A 13,290-nucleotide genomic window follows, 5' to 3' on the forward strand; every position below is an offset into this window, starting at 1 on the left:
ATGGGCGAGATGTGCAGTGAAATGGCAATTCACAAGACCTCTCATGTCATTTTTATGGCAAAAACGTGTCACCGCGCCGAAAAGATGACGTTTTTGATAAATCGTCACTTGTTTGCGCACATGCAGCAAAGTCTGTAGTGATCCTTCCGACTTCATACGAACAATGTTCACCATGCGCACAGTTTTGCGACCATATTGAACAAAGATCGCAATATGAACTTTCCGTCTGGCTGTTGCCTTGCGCGCCTTCTACAAGGCCTTCATGGAAGGAGATCCAGCACATGGACAAGACAGCGACGTCCCTGAGGGACACTGTCGCCGATATCTTCGACGGCGCGACCGTGATGATCGGCGGCTTCGGCGGTTCCGGCTCGCCGATCGAACTGATCCACGCCCTGATCGACCAGGGCGCGCGCAACCTGACCGTGATCAACAACAATGCCGGCAACGGCCATATCGGCCTCGCCGCCCTGATCGAGCAGGACCGGGTTGCAAAGATCATCTGCTCGTTTCCGCGGTCATCCAACGCGACGGTGTTCAATGAACGCTATCTGGCGGGCAGGATCGAACTGGAGATCGTCCCGCAGGGCACGCTTGCCGAGCGCATCCGGGCCGGCGGCGCGGGCATCCCCGCCTTCTACACGCCGACCAGCTATGGCACCGAACTCGCCGAGGGCAAGCCGGTCGAGGAATTCGAGGGCCGGCATTATGTGCGCGAGCGCTGGCTGAAGGCCGACTTCGCGCTGATCAAGGCCGAATGCGCCGATCCCCATGGCAACCTCACCTATCGCATGGCCGCGCGTAACTTCTCGCCGCTGATGGCGACGGCGGCGAAGAAGACGATCGTCCAGGCAAGCCATGTCGTGCCGCTCGGCGGTATCGATCCTGAAAATGTCATCACCCCCGGCATCTTCGTCGATACCGTGGTCGAGGTCCCGAACCCCGTGCAGGAGGAACTCCTGACCCGCGAGGAGGCGCGCTACCCATGAACGATTTTTCCGACATCAAGCTCTCCAACGCCCAGATCGCCTGGCGCGCCGCCCAGGACATCGAGGGCGGCGCCTATGTCAATCTCGGCATCGGCTTTCCCGAAATGGTCGCCAAATTCCAGCCAGAGGGCAAGCAGGCGATCTTCCACACCGAAAACGGCGTGCTCGATTTCGGGGCCGCGCCCCCCGAGGGCGAGGAAGACTGGGATCTCGTCAATGCCGGCAAGAAGGCGATCACGCTGAAGCCGGGCACCGCCTTCTTCCACCATGCCGACAGTTTCGCCATGGTGCGCGGCGGCCATCTCGACGTCGCCATTCTGGGCGCCTACGAGGTCGCTGAAAACGGCGATCTCGCCAACTGGTCGACCGGCAAGGGCGGCGTGCCCGCCGTCGGCGGCGCGATGGACCTGGTGCATGGCGCCGGCCGGGTCGCGGTGCTGACCGAGCACACCACCAAGAAGGGCCAGCCCAAGCTGGTGAAACGCTGCTCGCTGCCGCTGACCGGCGTCGGCTGCGTGACCCGCGTCTATACATCGCTCGCCGTGGTCGATATCGCCGACGGCCACTTTGTCCTGCGCGAAAAACGGCCCGGCATGTCGGTTGAGGAGCTGCAATCCGTCACCGGCGGCACGCTCCATATCGATGGCGACGTAAAAGATCTGAAGGCTGCAGAGGTTTGATCATGAAAGACGTTTATATCTGCGACTATATCCGCACCCCGATCGGCCGCTATGGCGGCGCGCTTTCGTCCGTGCGCACCGATGATCTGGGCGCGATCCCGCTCAAGGCGCTGATGGCGCGCAATAGCGGCGTCGACTGGGAGGCGGTCAACGATGTCATCTACGGCTGCGCCAACCAGGCGGGCGAGGACAACCGCAATGTCGCCCGCATGGCGTTGCTGCTCGCCGGCCTGCCGGAGGCAATCTCCGGCACCACGATGAACCGGCTTTGCGGTTCCGGCATGGATGCGGTGATTACCGCCGCCCGGGCGATCAAGGCCGGCGAGGCCGAGCTGATGGTGGCCGGCGGCGTCGAATCGATGTCGCGCGCGCCGTTCGTCATGGGCAAGGCCGAAACCGCGTTCAGCCGCTCGGCCGAGATCTTCGACACCACCATCGGCTGGCGGTTCGTCAACTCGGCGATGAAGGCCCGTTTCGGCGTCGATTCGATGCCCGAGACCGGCGAGAATGTCGCCGAGGAGTTTTCGGTCAGCCGCGAGGACCAGGACAGGTTCGCGCTTGCCTCGCAGCAGAAGGCCGGCAGGGCCATGGCCTCCGGCCGGCTGGCGGAGGAGATCACCCCGGTCTCGATCCCGCGCCGCAAGGGCGATCCGGTGATCGTCGATACCGACGAACACCCCCGCCCCGACACCACGCTGGAAGCGCTTTCGAAACTACGCACGCCGTTCCGCGAAAATGGCACGGTCACGGCCGGCAATGCCTCCGGCGTCAATGATGGTTCCGCCGCGCTGATCGTCGCCAGCGCCGAAGCGGCAAAAAAGCACGGCCTCACGCCGATCGCGCGCGTTCTCGGCGGCGCGACCGCAGGCGTTGCCCCGCGGATCATGGGTTTCGGCCCGGCCATTGCCTCGAAGAAGCTGATGGAGCGGCTCGGGCTTTCCGCAGACGATTTCGCGGTGATCGAACTGAACGAGGCCTTCGCCTCGCAGGGCCTTGCCACGCTGCGCGACCTGAACATCGCCGATGACGACCCGCGCGTGAACCGCAATGGCGGCGCGATCGCGCTCGGCCATCCCCTCGGCATGTCCGGCGCCCGCATCACCGGCAGTGCGATGCTCGACCTGAAGCCCGGCGAGAAGTCGCTGTCGACCATGTGCATCGGCGTCGGCCAGGGCATCGCCATCGCATTGGAACGGATCTAGCGACAGATGGGGCGGCGCCCGGCGGGTGCCGCTCTCTGCCGATCGCATTCCCGGCCATTCGGCCTCATCATCAGGCAATCTGAGCATGAGGCAAATGGTTCGGAATCGGCAATTGCAGATCGGCCGGAGTTGTGCACAATGTGATTTTTGTTCACAATGAGATCGCCCATGCCACGGTCGACCGACCATATCGCCTCCTTCGCCAAGGGACTGCGTGTCATCACCTGCTTCGGCGCGGCCACGCCGCGGCTTTCGATCGCGGAGGTGGCGGCGGCCACCGGCTATGATCGCGCCACCGCGCGGCGCTGCCTTTTGACGCTGCATGCCGAGGGCTATGCCAGCTATGACGGCAAGTATTTCGCGCTCACGCCTCAAGCGCTGAGATTGGGTATGAGCGCGCTCAACGCGCTGCCGCTGCCGCAACTTGTCCAGCCCTGGCTCGACCAGTTATCCGAACAGATAGGACAATCCTGTTCGGTGGCGCTTCTCGATGAGACCGAAATCGTCTACGTCGCCCGCGCTGCCCAGCGTCGCGTGATGTCGATCGGGCTGATGCCGGGCTCGCGCCTTCCCGCCCACGCCACATCGATGGGCCGGGTGCTGCTTGCGGCGCTGCCCGAGGCCGAGGCCCGCGCAGTGATCGCCCGCGCCGATCTCGCCCCGCGCACCCCCAAAAGCCTGACCGATCCGGACGACATCATGGAACGCGTCAGATCCGTCAACCATGACGGCTACAGCCTGATCGACGAGGAGGTGGAAATGGGCCTGCGCGCGATCGCCGTGCCTGTCATCGACGGTCGCGGGCGCACCGTGGCTGCCCTCAATACCGGCATGTCCGTTACCCGGGACCCCGCCGAAAGCCTGATCGAGACCTACCTGCCCGCGCTTTTGAAGGTGCAGCAGAACCTGAAGCGGATTGTGTAGATCCGCCTCACCAACTCGCAAGCATCTGGCCGGACTTCAGGCGCTGCGGGCGCGGCTGGCCCCTTTCCGGCTCAAGTTCCGGCATCATCTCCGCCTGGCTGATATTGTCGAGGGATGCGATGATGTGGTTGGAGAGCGCGGTGGTCAGCGACGCCGGCGCGCCCGGCCGCTTCATCAGGCCGATCTGGACCGGCTCCAGCGTCGGAAAACCGTCCGCAGGCGTCAATACGCGCATGCCGTTCCTGACCGCCGATTCCGGCAGGACCGAGACCGCCATGCCCGCTAGCACCGCCGAGGCAAGCACGGTTGCCGACCAGCTGGTAAACAGGATGCGATACTCGCGCCCGACGCCATCCAGCGCCTTCACCGCCAGATCGCGCCAGCAGCAATCGCGCCGCCCGACGGCGAGCGGCACCGGCCTGTCGACCGGCAAGGGGTGGTTGGAGGAGGCAACCCAGCAGAGCGACTCGGTGCGAACCACCTCGGACTGGCGGGTGCGCGCATTGTGCGTGACCAGCGCCAGATCCAGTTCCCCCTGCTTCAGCCGCTCGGCAAGATCGACGGAATCCTCGCAAACGATATAGAGTTCGACATTGGGATGGCTCTTGGCGAAGCGGTTGATGATATCCGGCATATAGCGGTCGGCGTAATCATCCGGGGTGCCGATCCGAAGAGAGCCCTGGAGGCGGTTCTCATCGAAGGCGGTGATCGCCTCATTGTTGAGGCGGATGATCCGGCGGGCGTAGTTCAGGAGCTTGTCGCCCTCGTCCGTGAGCCTGACGCCGCGGCCGTCCTTGGTGAAGAGCTGTTTGCCGATCCGCTCCTCCAGCCGCCGCATCTGCATCGAGACGGCCGATTGCGTCTTGAAGACGTGTTCGGCCGCCCGCGTGAACGATCCGTAATCGACGATCGCAACGAAGGTCTGGAGCTGATCTATATCGAGTGGCGCTGCCATGTTCACACCCATCAAGTTTCCTGATGAGTGATATTAGAAACATTCGTTGGACTGATCAATAACAAATCGCCAATCTGCAACTGAAGGAAGCGGGCAACGCATCGCAGGCGGAAACACCGGCAAGAATCGGGTGGCTGCCGAACGGATATTGCGGTTTGTTCGCATCGAAGGGTAGCCAAAAGGCTGCCGCCACGCAAGCCGTGCGGAACCGAAGCGGTTTTACACACACCAAGGAGGCGACAATGTCGTTGATTGAAAGGACATCCGTAACCCGGATCGGCACCAGGCATTCACTCTGGGCTGGCATCAGTGCGTTCATTGGTGCTGCGCGGCGCTTTACGAAAAATCGCATGGCCGTGCGCTATATCGCCGAGATGGACGACGCGCTGCTGAAGGATATCGGCCTGACGCGCCACGATATCGACCGCGCCTATATGGCGCCGATTTCCGATGACCCGATGGCCGAACTGCGCAAGGCCGCGGCGAACCGTTCGGCGAGAATGTATGTCTGAACGCATTCCGGCCACGTTCGAGCGCCACAAGATCACGCCCGCCGCGAAAGCGGCAGGCCTCGCCGCACCGCATAGCGGCATCCCGAATTGACGTTATTTGAAGGCCGCAAGTCCCAACGGCGGTCCGAGAAAGCGTCATTTTCCCCGCAGGGTGGTTCAGCCTTCACTCTGCATTTTGCCCGGAAGCACTCGTGTTTCCGGGCTTTTTTGTGCCGTGCGTTGGTTCACGCCTGATCAGGCTGCCACAGCTCGACCGGATTTCCTTCGGGATCATGAATCCGGACAAAGCGACCGACGCCCGGCATATCCCACGCAGGATCGCGGATGATTTCGATACCGGCGGCACGCAACCGCCCGCACAGGGCGTCAAGATCATCCACCCTGAAATTGAGCATGAAAGCCCGATCGGTCGGAAAGTAATCGCTCGCCTCGGGAAATGGCGCGAACACGGACGGACCGGCCCCGGTTTCCCAAAGACCATGGGGACCGGCGCCGACGCCGAGATGTTCGGCGTACCATGCGCCAAGCATCCCCGGGTCGCTCGCGCGAAAGAAAAAACCGCCAATGCCGGTAACGCCCATGCCAACCTCCGCGCCAGCGTCTAAAATAGCGCTGCGCGGAACGGACGTCCATACGCGAAAATTCAGTACTGGAATTCCTCGAACAGCGGATCGACGGAGCCTTTCCAGCGGCCGTGATAGAGCGAAAGCAGATCTTCCGCGAAGGTGGTTTTCTTGGCGACGATTTCGTCGAGCGGGTTGAGGAACACGCTTTCGTCCTGGCCATCGCCATTGAGATTGCCGCGCGATTTCAGCCCGTTGCGGGCAATACCGACAACCTCGCGAGCAACATCCACCAGCGCGCGCCCGCCGATTTCAGCCTTCAGCGCCAGACGCGGCACCTCGTCGCGCAGGCGGTGGATATCCTCCACCTGCCAGTCGGACGTCAGTTGCTCGGCGGCATCCATCGCGCCCTTGTCATAAAGCAGGCCGACCCAGAAGGACGGCAGCGCACAGATACGCCGCCACGTTCCACCATCAGCGCCGCGCATTTCCAGGAAGCGCTTCAGCCGCACATCCGGAAACAGCGTCGAGATATGGTTGGTCCAGTCGCCCATCGTGGGCTGCCATTCATCGATCTTGCCCTTCAGCGCGCCGTCCATGAACTGGCGGAAGGTGATATCCGTGCAATCGCGATAGCGGCCGTCGCGGATGATGAAATACATCGGCACGTCGAGCGCCCAGTCGACATAGCGTTCGAAGCTGAAATCGTCCCGGAACGCGAAATCGAGCAGGCCGGCGCGATTGTTGTCGGTGTCGCGCCAAATATCGCCGCGCCATGACAGAAGCCCGTTCGGCTTCCCCTCGGTGAAGGGGGACGAAGCGAACAGCGCGGTTGAAAGCGGCTGCAGCTTCTGGGACAGCGCCATCTTGCGGCGCATATCGGTCTCCGAGGAGAAATCGACATTCACCTGGATGGTGCAGGTGCGGTACATCATGTCGAGACCCTGGCTGCCGACCTTCGGCATGTAGCGGGTCATGATCTCGTAGCGCGATTTCGGCATTTTCGGGGTTTCGGCGCGCGACCATTTCGGACTTCCGCCGATCCCCAGAAAGCCGATCCCCATCGGCTCGGCGACGCCGCGCAGCACGGCCAGATGCCGGTTCGATTCGCGACAGGTCTCATGCAGCGTTTTCAGGGGCGCGCCGGAAAGTTCGAACTGCCCGCCCGGCTCCAGCGAGATCGCGCCCATGCCATTGGGTTCGGCAAGGCCGATGATGTTGTCGCCATCCATGATGGCGTCCCAGCCGAGCTTGCCCTTCATGCCCTTCAGGATTGCCGAGATCGAGCGTTCGCCATCATAGGGAACGGGCGTGTTGTCGCCCTTGAAGAACGGAAATTTCTCGTGCTCCGTACCGATCCGGAACTCCGCTTCGGGCTTGCAGCCGTCTTCGAGATAGGCGACCAGTTCCGCCTTCGCGGTAATCGGCGTCCCGTCGGACGTGTCACGGGCCATGCAAGCTTCCTCGTTCTCAAAACAAACAGATCGGGCGGGGTCACGTTTCCGCGAAAGGCGGAACCGCTCTCGTTTTCACGGCCTTAGCCCGCGCAACTCGCTCTTGAACCGGATCGCCGTGGCAATCAAGTCAATTTCTTTGATCGCCTTTCAAACGCGGGAAAACCGTATCCGTTCCGGCGGTAGACCGGGGTCAGCGCCAGTCGCCGATCGTGGCCTGAATAACGGCAAGGGCCGCCACCGCCGCCGTATCGGCCCGCAGGATTCTCGGTCCCAGCGGAATTGCGGTGACAAAGGGAAGGCCACGCAATAGTGATCGCTCGTCGTCCGAAAACCCGCCTTCCGGGCCGACGATCAGTGCCAGCTTCGACGCCTGCACGGTTTGGAGCGCGGCAAGCGGGTTCTGGCTTTCCGCGTCCTCATCGCAGAAAATCAGGTGCCGGCCGGGCTCCCACTGGTCGAGAATGTCTTCAAGCCGTGCCGGTTCGCGAAGTTCCGGCACACTCAGCACCCCGCACTGCTCCGCCGCCTCGACGATGTTGGCGGCGAGGCGCTCGGGTTTTGCTGGCTTGCCCTGCACGTGACGGGTCATCACCGGCCGGATGGCGCCGGCGCCCATCTCGACCGCCTTCTGCACCATGTAATCCATGCGTCCGGTCTTGAGCGGCGCAAACAGGTAGTGGAGATCGGACGGCGCGGGCTGGGGGCGGGTCTGTTCAACGGTTGTGAGCGTGATTTTCTTGCGCGTCGGGAAGGTCAGCCGCGTCAGCCATTCGCCATCCCGGCCGTTAAAGGCGAGCAGTTCCGTCCCCTCGCTGGCGCGCAGGACATGGGCGAGGTAGTGAAACTGATCCTTGTCAGCCTCGAACTCGGCGCCTGGACCGAGATCGGCTTCGACAAACAGGCGTTGCAGGCGATAATTTGCGCGCATGGCAGGCTCGCATGGAGAGGGCGCATCGCCGTTACGATACGCCGATAAAGGACGTATCCGTGTTCTTGCACAGGCAGGGGAGCGGACGCAACTATGCGCCCAGGCGGCCGGCGAAATCCATCAGCAGCGATTTCAACTCGTTTTCGTCGACCAATTCGGCTGCCTCTTCCGGGCTTGCCCATTTGCGCACGCGTTCATCGCGCTCCGGAAAACGCGCCTTGGCCTTGCGCACCAGAAGCGGAAAGATCTCGACCACGCATGTCACCGCCGTGCCGTCATCGAGCCGCTTCAGATAACGGAAGATGCCGAACGGCTTGTCGGAAACCTTGCCCTTGATGCCGGCTTCCTCGTAAGCCTCCCGTTCGGCGACCTCGTGGGGGGCCTTGTTGGCCATGGGCCAGCCCTTCGGCGTCACCCAGCGGCCGGTGTCGCGGCTGGTGATCAGCAGAACCTCGATGGATTTCTTCTTCTTTATCTTGGCATGCCGGTAGCACAGCGCCGCATATTGCTGACGGGCTTCGACGATTTCATCTGCCAAGTCTTCACCTGATAGCATTGCCTTCCTTCCAGCGAATCACGACCGACGAGGCCGCGACCGCACCATTTAACACACGATTGCACTGCGTTCTTCACCGGCGCGTGAAGCTTTTGTGAAATTCACTTGCACACGTGCGCAAACACAGAATCGCCTGTCCGCCGGGTATCTGTCAAGTCCGGTGAGTTGCGCCGGAACTTTAACGCCGCCGCCGTCGTTGACATGTCGAAATGCCGGTTCGGCGAATATCGAGAGGACAAGTCATGCTTGAGTGGATTCTGATTCTGTTGATCATCGCGGCGGTCGCCAGCCTTCTGGGCTTTCGCGGCGTCGCGGGCCTTTCCGCGGGCATTGCCCGCATTCTGATCTTCATCGTGCTCGTGGTCATTCTGATCGCACTCATAACCGGCATTCTGATCATCGCCTGACCGTTATTGCACGGCCTTGTCCCAATATGGCGACGGGCCGTACAGCGCCGCCAGAAAATCGATGAACAGCCGCACCTTGGTGGGCAGGAAATTTCGCGAGGCGTAGACGGCGAAAAGCCCGACATTGTCCGGGCTTTTATATTCCGGCAGCACCTGAACGAGCTCGCCCGCGGAAAGTTCCGGCCCGATGTCCCAGGTCGATCTGAGCGCAATGCCCATACCGGCCAGCACCGCCTCCCGGATAACCTCGCTGGAATTGGTCACCAGCCGTCCGACCGGACGGAACGCCACCGGACCTTCCGGTCCGTCCAGACGCCAGTATTCGCCGTTATGCGCCGGCAGACAGACATGGCGTTCAAGGTCCTTCAGGTCTGACGGAGCGCCGAAGCGTTCGACATAATGACGCGATGCGCAGAGCACCCGTCGGACCGGGGCAAGCTTGCGGGCCACCAGCGTGGAATCGGCAAGTTCGCCGATCCGCACGGCAAGATCATAGCCATCGGCAACAATATCGACGAAGGCGTCGCTGAGCGTAAGCTCGATTTCGAGCGCCTCATGGGTGTTCATGAAGGTCGCCAGATGCGGTGCGATATGCATCCGTCCAAACGAGGTCGGCGCCGAGATCCTGAGCCTTCCGCCAACCGCGGACGCCTGACCTTCGACAAAAGCCTCCGCCTCCTCCATCCCGGCCAGCACCGGCAGAAGGCGCTCGTAGAAACCGCGTCCGGTTTCCGTCAGCGCGATCATGCGGGTGGTGCGCTGCAGCAGACGCACGCCGAGTTGCTCCTCGAGCCGGCGTATCGTCTTCGAGACCACGGCCGGCGAAAGCCTGAGCATCCGGCCCGCCTCGCTCATGCTGCCGGTCGCGGCCACCTGAGCGAACACTTCCAGATCCTGTAGATTTTTCATAATCACCACGATTATTGCCCATATGGAATAAGTAATAGCATTTGTCTCTCAGACAGGCCAATGTTAGAGAATGAATGGTAGCCTCGACGCTGCAATCATCTTGTTTTTGCGCGCGTCCGGAAGGGAAACCGATTTGCATTTCCCCGGCGCGCTCTGGGAGGTCCGCTTTGGCAGGCGCAATCGCATTTCGCGAACCCGATGCCGGCATTCTGGCGCGGCGCGAAACCATCATTCAGGAATTGCAGGCGCTTCTGCCCGAAGATGCGCTGGTGCACGAGGCGCGCGAACTGGTGCCGTTCGAGACCGACGCGTTTCTCGCCTATCATCGCGTACCGCTTGCCGTCTGCCTGCCGCAGACGACCGAGGATGTCGCCAAAATTCTCCGCTACTGCCATGAAAACGGCATTCCCGTGGTGCCGCGCGGGGCCGGGACCTCGCTTGCCGGCGGAGCGATCGGCCAGGAGGATGCGATCATCCTCGGACTGTCGCGGATGAAACGGATCCTCGATATCGACCTGCCCAACCGCGTGGCCGTGGTGCAGGCCGGCGTCACCAATATCGCGATATCCGAAGCGGTGTCGCCTGAGGGCTTTTTCTACGCGCCGGACCCGAGTTCGCAGCTTGCCTGCACCATCGGCGGCAATATCGGCATGAATTCCGGCGGCGCGCATTGCCTGAAATACGGCGTCACCACCAACAACCTTCTCGGCGTCAAACTGGTGCTTGTCGATGGCACAGTGATCGAGCTCGGCGGAAAGATGCTGGACGCCGGCGGCCTCGATCTGCTTGCGCTCGTCTGCGGCTCGGAAGGCCAACTCGGGGTGATCACCGAGGCGACCGTCAGGCTGCTGGCAAAGCCCGAGGGCGCGCGTCCGGTGCTGTTCGGCTTTCCCTCGTCCGAAAGCGCCGGCGCCTGCGTCACCGATATCATCGCCGCCGGCATCATTCCGGTGGCGATCGAGTTCATGGACAAGCCGGCCATCGAAATCTGCGAGGCCTTCGCCCATGCCGGCTACCCGCTCGACGCGGCGGCGCTGCTGATCATCGAGGTCGAGGGTTCCGAGGCCGAGATGGAAGCGATGCTCGCCCGGATCGTGGCGATCGCCGAGACCCACGGCGTGATGGCCGTGCGCCGCAGCCAGTCGGCAACCGAAGCCGCGTTGATCTGGAAGGGCCGCAAATCCGCCTTCGGCGCGACCGGACGGATCGCCGATTATATCTGCATGGACGGCACCGTGCCGCTCAGCCAGCTTTCCCACGTGCTGCAGAAGACCAGCGAGATCACCGACCGCTACGGTCTCAGGGTCGCCAATGTGTTTCATGCCGGCGATGGCAACATGCACCCGCTGATCCTTTATAATATCAACGATCCGGAAGACGCCGCGCGCGCCGAGGAGGCCGGGGCCGAAATCCTGAAGCTCTGCGTGGAGGCCGGCGGTTGCCTGACCGGCGAACACGGCGTCGGCATCGAAAAGCGCGACCTGATGCGCTTCCAGTATGGCGAGGCCGACCTTCGCCAGCAAATGGCGGTGCGCGCCGCCTTCGATCCGGAATGGTCGCTGAACCCCTCCAAGGTGTTTCCGCTGGAGGGACGCGATGACTGAGTTGCTGACGCCCGCAAGCGAGGCCGAAGCGGCCGAAATCATCGCCCGCCGCCACGAGCGCGGCGCGTCTCTGCGTCTTTGCGGCGGCGATACGCGTTCCGGTTTCGGCAACCCTTTCGAGGGGCCGGCCGAGACGGATATGACATTGAGCTCCCGCGCGCTCTCGGGCATCGTTGCCTATGAGCCGGCCGAAATGGTGATGACCGCGAAGGCCGGCACGCCGGTTGCCGAAATCGAGGCCGCGCTTTCCGAAAACGGCCAGTTCCTCGCCTTCGAGCCGATGGACCATCGCGGCATCATGGGCACCGAAGGCACTCCGACGATCGGCGGCGTGTTTGCCGCCAATGTTTCGGGGCCACGACGGTTTGCGCTGGCGGGCGCTGCCCGCGACCACCTGCTCGGCACCCGCTTCGTCAATGGCCGCGGCGAGGCGATCCGCGCCGGCGGACGGGTGATGAAGAATGTCACAGGTCTTGATCTGTCGCGGCTGATGGCCGGCTCGCACGGCACGCTTGGCTTTTTGACCGAGGTCACCTTCAAGGTCCTGCCCGCCCCCAAGGCCGCCGCCACGCTGGTGGTTTCCGATCTCACCGAGGAGGATGCCGTCAAGCTGATGGCCGCGGCGATGGCGCTGCCGCTCGAGGTCTCTGGCGCCGCCCACCTGCCCTATAGCGTGCGAACCGCATTTCTGGACGGCAGGTTCACGGGCGACAGCGCCACCTGCCTGCGGCTGGAAGGCCTGCCGGAATCGGTCACCGACCGTCTCGACAAGCTTTCCGCCTATGCCGAACCTTTCGGCCCCCTCACCCGGCTCGACGATGACGACACGCGGACGCTGTGGGGCGAAATCCGCGATGTCGCGCCCTATCGGGACCGCTCGCTCCGCCCGCTCTGGCGCGTCGGCGTCACGCCGTCGCAGGCGGCAGCGCTGGTCGGCGCGATGCGGCTTGAGGCGGCGGTCGATGCGTTCTACGATTGGCAGGGCGGGCTCGTCTGGATGCGGATGGATGGCGCGCCGGAAGACCGTGTCTTGCGCGCGCTGTTGCGGAGCCACGGCGGCGGCCACGCCACGCTGATGCGCGCCGATGCCGCCGCGCGCGGCATGGTTCCGGCCTTCGAGCCGCAACCGGCGGCGGTCGCAGCGCTTGAGGCCCGTATCCGCGCGAAATTCGACCCCAGCGGAATTTTCAATCCCGGCAAGATGGCCAGACAGGAGATGCAAGCATGAGCGACCCGCAAAACGAGACGCCCAAGCGTTTCGGCGACGGATGGATGGACCCGACCCGCAACAATGTCATCCTGATCTATATCCTCTATCTGGTGAGCTTCCTTGTGGTGGTCGCCGGCGTCATCGGCGTGATCTCCGCCTATATGAATCGCGGCAAGGCGGAGCCCTGGCTGCAAACCCATTATACCTGGGCGATCCGCACCTTCTGGATCGCGCTCGGCATGGCGGTCATCTCGACCGTGCTGACCCTGCTTCTGATCGGCTTCATCGGCTTTATCGTGACCGGCGTATGGGTGATCGCGCGGGTGTTGATCGGCTTGCAGAAGGTGAACCGCAACGAGCCGATCGAAAACCCGCAAAGCTGGCTGATCTGATC

Annotated in this window: 16 protein-coding genes; 9 read left to right on the forward strand and 7 right to left on the reverse strand. The window is 62.9% G+C overall.

All coding sequences use genetic code 11. The features are described from left to right. Positions 1–281: 281 nt before the first annotated feature. The 4 genes from HQ843_RS22745 (at position 282) to HQ843_RS22760 (ending at position 3,795) form a co-directional block, all read left to right on the forward strand. Entirely contained in the window at positions 282–989 is a 708-nt protein-coding gene (locus tag HQ843_RS22745) for a 3-oxoacid CoA-transferase subunit A (RefSeq protein WP_180901060.1), read from the forward strand. After that, a complete protein-coding gene (locus HQ843_RS22750; RefSeq protein WP_180901059.1) occupies positions 986–1,669 on the forward strand; it encodes a 3-oxoacid CoA-transferase subunit B in 684 nt (227 codons plus the stop codon). Before HQ843_RS22745 ends, HQ843_RS22750 begins: the two co-directional genes overlap by 4 nt. Before the next feature lie 2 nt (positions 1,670–1,671). After that, on the forward strand, positions 1,672–2,871 hold the full coding sequence (pcaF, locus tag HQ843_RS22755) for a 3-oxoadipyl-CoA thiolase (RefSeq protein ID WP_180901058.1): 1,200 nt from the start codon (positions 1,672–1,674) through the stop codon (positions 2,869–2,871). Between the two features lie 168 nt (positions 2,872–3,039). Next, entirely contained in the window at positions 3,040–3,795 is a 756-nt protein-coding gene (locus HQ843_RS22760) for an IclR family transcriptional regulator domain-containing protein (RefSeq protein WP_180901057.1), read from the forward strand. Between the two features lie 7 nt (positions 3,796–3,802). Here HQ843_RS22760 and HQ843_RS22765 read toward each other — a convergent pair whose 3' ends face one another. Both HQ843_RS22765 and HQ843_RS22770 read right to left on the reverse strand, forming a co-directional pair. Further along, positions 3,803–4,750, reverse strand: coding sequence for a LysR substrate-binding domain-containing protein (locus HQ843_RS22765; RefSeq protein ID WP_180902067.1), 948 nt, complete (start codon positions 4,748–4,750; stop codon positions 3,803–3,805). A 55-nt stretch (positions 4,751–4,805) separates the two neighbouring features. Further along, positions 4,806–5,069: a hypothetical protein gene (locus tag HQ843_RS22770; protein ID WP_180901056.1), complete on the reverse strand. Its 264-nt coding sequence runs from the start codon at positions 5,067–5,069 to the stop codon at positions 4,806–4,808. A 31-nt stretch (positions 5,070–5,100) separates the two neighbouring features. Here HQ843_RS22770 and HQ843_RS22775 point away from each other — a divergent pair, with 31 nt between their 5' ends. Continuing rightward, on the forward strand, positions 5,101–5,262 hold the full coding sequence (locus HQ843_RS22775; RefSeq protein WP_180901055.1) for a DUF1127 domain-containing protein: 162 nt from the start codon (positions 5,101–5,103) through the stop codon (positions 5,260–5,262). Between the two features lie 224 nt (positions 5,263–5,486). Here HQ843_RS22775 and HQ843_RS22780 read toward each other — a convergent pair whose 3' ends face one another. From HQ843_RS22780 to HQ843_RS22795, 4 genes are all read right to left on the reverse strand, one after another. Next, on the reverse strand, positions 5,487–5,843 hold the full coding sequence (locus HQ843_RS22780) for a VOC family protein (protein ID WP_180901054.1): 357 nt from the start codon (positions 5,841–5,843) through the stop codon (positions 5,487–5,489). Between the two features lie 62 nt (positions 5,844–5,905). Next, positions 5,906–7,279 (reverse strand): glutamate--cysteine ligase, encoded by a 1,374-nt coding sequence (locus HQ843_RS22785; RefSeq protein WP_180901053.1) that lies wholly within the window; start codon positions 7,277–7,279, stop codon positions 5,906–5,908. 193 nt (positions 7,280–7,472) lie between these two features. Further along, a complete protein-coding gene (locus tag HQ843_RS22790; protein ID WP_180901052.1) occupies positions 7,473–8,210 on the reverse strand; it encodes a 16S rRNA (uracil(1498)-N(3))-methyltransferase in 738 nt (245 codons plus the stop codon). Positions 8,211–8,301: 91 nt separating this feature from the next. Next, the gene (locus HQ843_RS22795; RefSeq protein ID WP_246710200.1) at positions 8,302–8,748 is read right to left on the reverse strand and encodes an NUDIX hydrolase; all 447 of its coding nucleotides are present in this window, start codon (positions 8,746–8,748) and stop codon (positions 8,302–8,304) included. A gap of 260 nt (positions 8,749–9,008) precedes the next feature. On the opposite strand from HQ843_RS22795, the gene HQ843_RS22800 reads away from it, so the two are divergent. Continuing rightward, on the forward strand, positions 9,009–9,173 hold the full coding sequence (locus HQ843_RS22800; protein ID WP_180901050.1) for a DUF1328 family protein: 165 nt from the start codon (positions 9,009–9,011) through the stop codon (positions 9,171–9,173). A gap of 3 nt (positions 9,174–9,176) precedes the next feature. Here HQ843_RS22800 and HQ843_RS22805 read toward each other — a convergent pair whose 3' ends face one another. Further along, on the reverse strand, positions 9,177–10,082 hold the full coding sequence (locus HQ843_RS22805) for a LysR family transcriptional regulator (RefSeq protein WP_180901049.1): 906 nt from the start codon (positions 10,080–10,082) through the stop codon (positions 9,177–9,179). Positions 10,083–10,249: 167 nt separating this feature from the next. On the opposite strand from HQ843_RS22805, the gene HQ843_RS22810 reads away from it, so the two are divergent. From HQ843_RS22810 to HQ843_RS22820, 3 genes are read left to right on the forward strand one after another with little or no spacing between them, the layout of a single operon-like run. After that, positions 10,250–11,686: an FAD-linked oxidase C-terminal domain-containing protein gene (locus tag HQ843_RS22810; RefSeq protein ID WP_180901048.1), complete on the forward strand. Its 1,437-nt coding sequence runs from the start codon at positions 10,250–10,252 to the stop codon at positions 11,684–11,686. Next, positions 11,679–12,914: a glycolate oxidase subunit GlcE gene (gene glcE / locus HQ843_RS22815; protein WP_180901047.1), complete on the forward strand. Its 1,236-nt coding sequence runs from the start codon at positions 11,679–11,681 to the stop codon at positions 12,912–12,914. The genes HQ843_RS22810 and glcE overlap by 8 nt, the downstream gene beginning before the upstream one ends. After that, positions 12,911–13,288, forward strand: a complete 378-nt coding sequence (locus HQ843_RS22820) for a DUF4870 family protein (RefSeq protein ID WP_180901046.1) — start codon at positions 12,911–12,913, stop codon at positions 13,286–13,288. The genes glcE and HQ843_RS22820 overlap by 4 nt, the downstream gene beginning before the upstream one ends. Positions 13,289–13,290: the final 2 nt, after the last annotated feature.

This window comes from Martelella sp. NC20 (assembly GCF_013459645.1).
Lineage (GTDB): Bacteria > Pseudomonadota > Alphaproteobacteria > Rhizobiales > Rhizobiaceae > Martelella.

Bases quoted from the DNA above. Each gene is read 5' to 3' on its own strand.
- HQ843_RS22800 (WP_180901050.1), top strand. From the start codon at position 9,009: ATGCTTGAGTGGATTCTGATTCTGTTGATCATCGCGGCGGTCGCCAGC.
- HQ843_RS22820 (WP_180901046.1), top strand. From the start codon at position 12,911: ATGAGCGACCCGCAAAACGAGACGCCCAAGCGTTTCGGCGACGGATGG.
- HQ843_RS22770 (WP_180901056.1), bottom strand. From the start codon at position 5,069: ATGAACGCACTGATGCCAGCCCAGAGTGAATGCCTGGTGCCGATCCGG.
- HQ843_RS22760 (WP_180901057.1), top strand. From the start codon at position 3,040: ATGCCACGGTCGACCGACCATATCGCCTCCTTCGCCAAGGGACTGCGT.
- HQ843_RS22785 (WP_180901053.1), bottom strand. From the start codon at position 7,279: ATGGCCCGTGACACGTCCGACGGGACGCCGATTACCGCGAAGGCGGAA.
- glcE (WP_180901047.1), top strand. From the start codon at position 11,679: ATGACTGAGTTGCTGACGCCCGCAAGCGAGGCCGAAGCGGCCGAAATC.
- HQ843_RS22745 (WP_180901060.1), top strand. From the start codon at position 282: ATGGACAAGACAGCGACGTCCCTGAGGGACACTGTCGCCGATATCTTC.
- HQ843_RS22775 (WP_180901055.1), top strand. From the start codon at position 5,101: ATGGCCGTGCGCTATATCGCCGAGATGGACGACGCGCTGCTGAAGGAT.
- HQ843_RS22765 (WP_180902067.1), bottom strand. From the start codon at position 4,750: ATGGCAGCGCCACTCGATATAGATCAGCTCCAGACCTTCGTTGCGATC.
- HQ843_RS22750 (WP_180901059.1), top strand. From the start codon at position 986: ATGAACGATTTTTCCGACATCAAGCTCTCCAACGCCCAGATCGCCTGG.
- HQ843_RS22780 (WP_180901054.1), bottom strand. From the start codon at position 5,843: ATGGGCGTTACCGGCATTGGCGGTTTTTTCTTTCGCGCGAGCGACCCG.
- HQ843_RS22790 (WP_180901052.1), bottom strand. From the start codon at position 8,210: ATGCGCGCAAATTATCGCCTGCAACGCCTGTTTGTCGAAGCCGATCTC.
- pcaF (WP_180901058.1), top strand. From the start codon at position 1,672: ATGAAAGACGTTTATATCTGCGACTATATCCGCACCCCGATCGGCCGC.
- HQ843_RS22805 (WP_180901049.1), bottom strand. From the start codon at position 10,082: ATGAAAAATCTACAGGATCTGGAAGTGTTCGCTCAGGTGGCCGCGACC.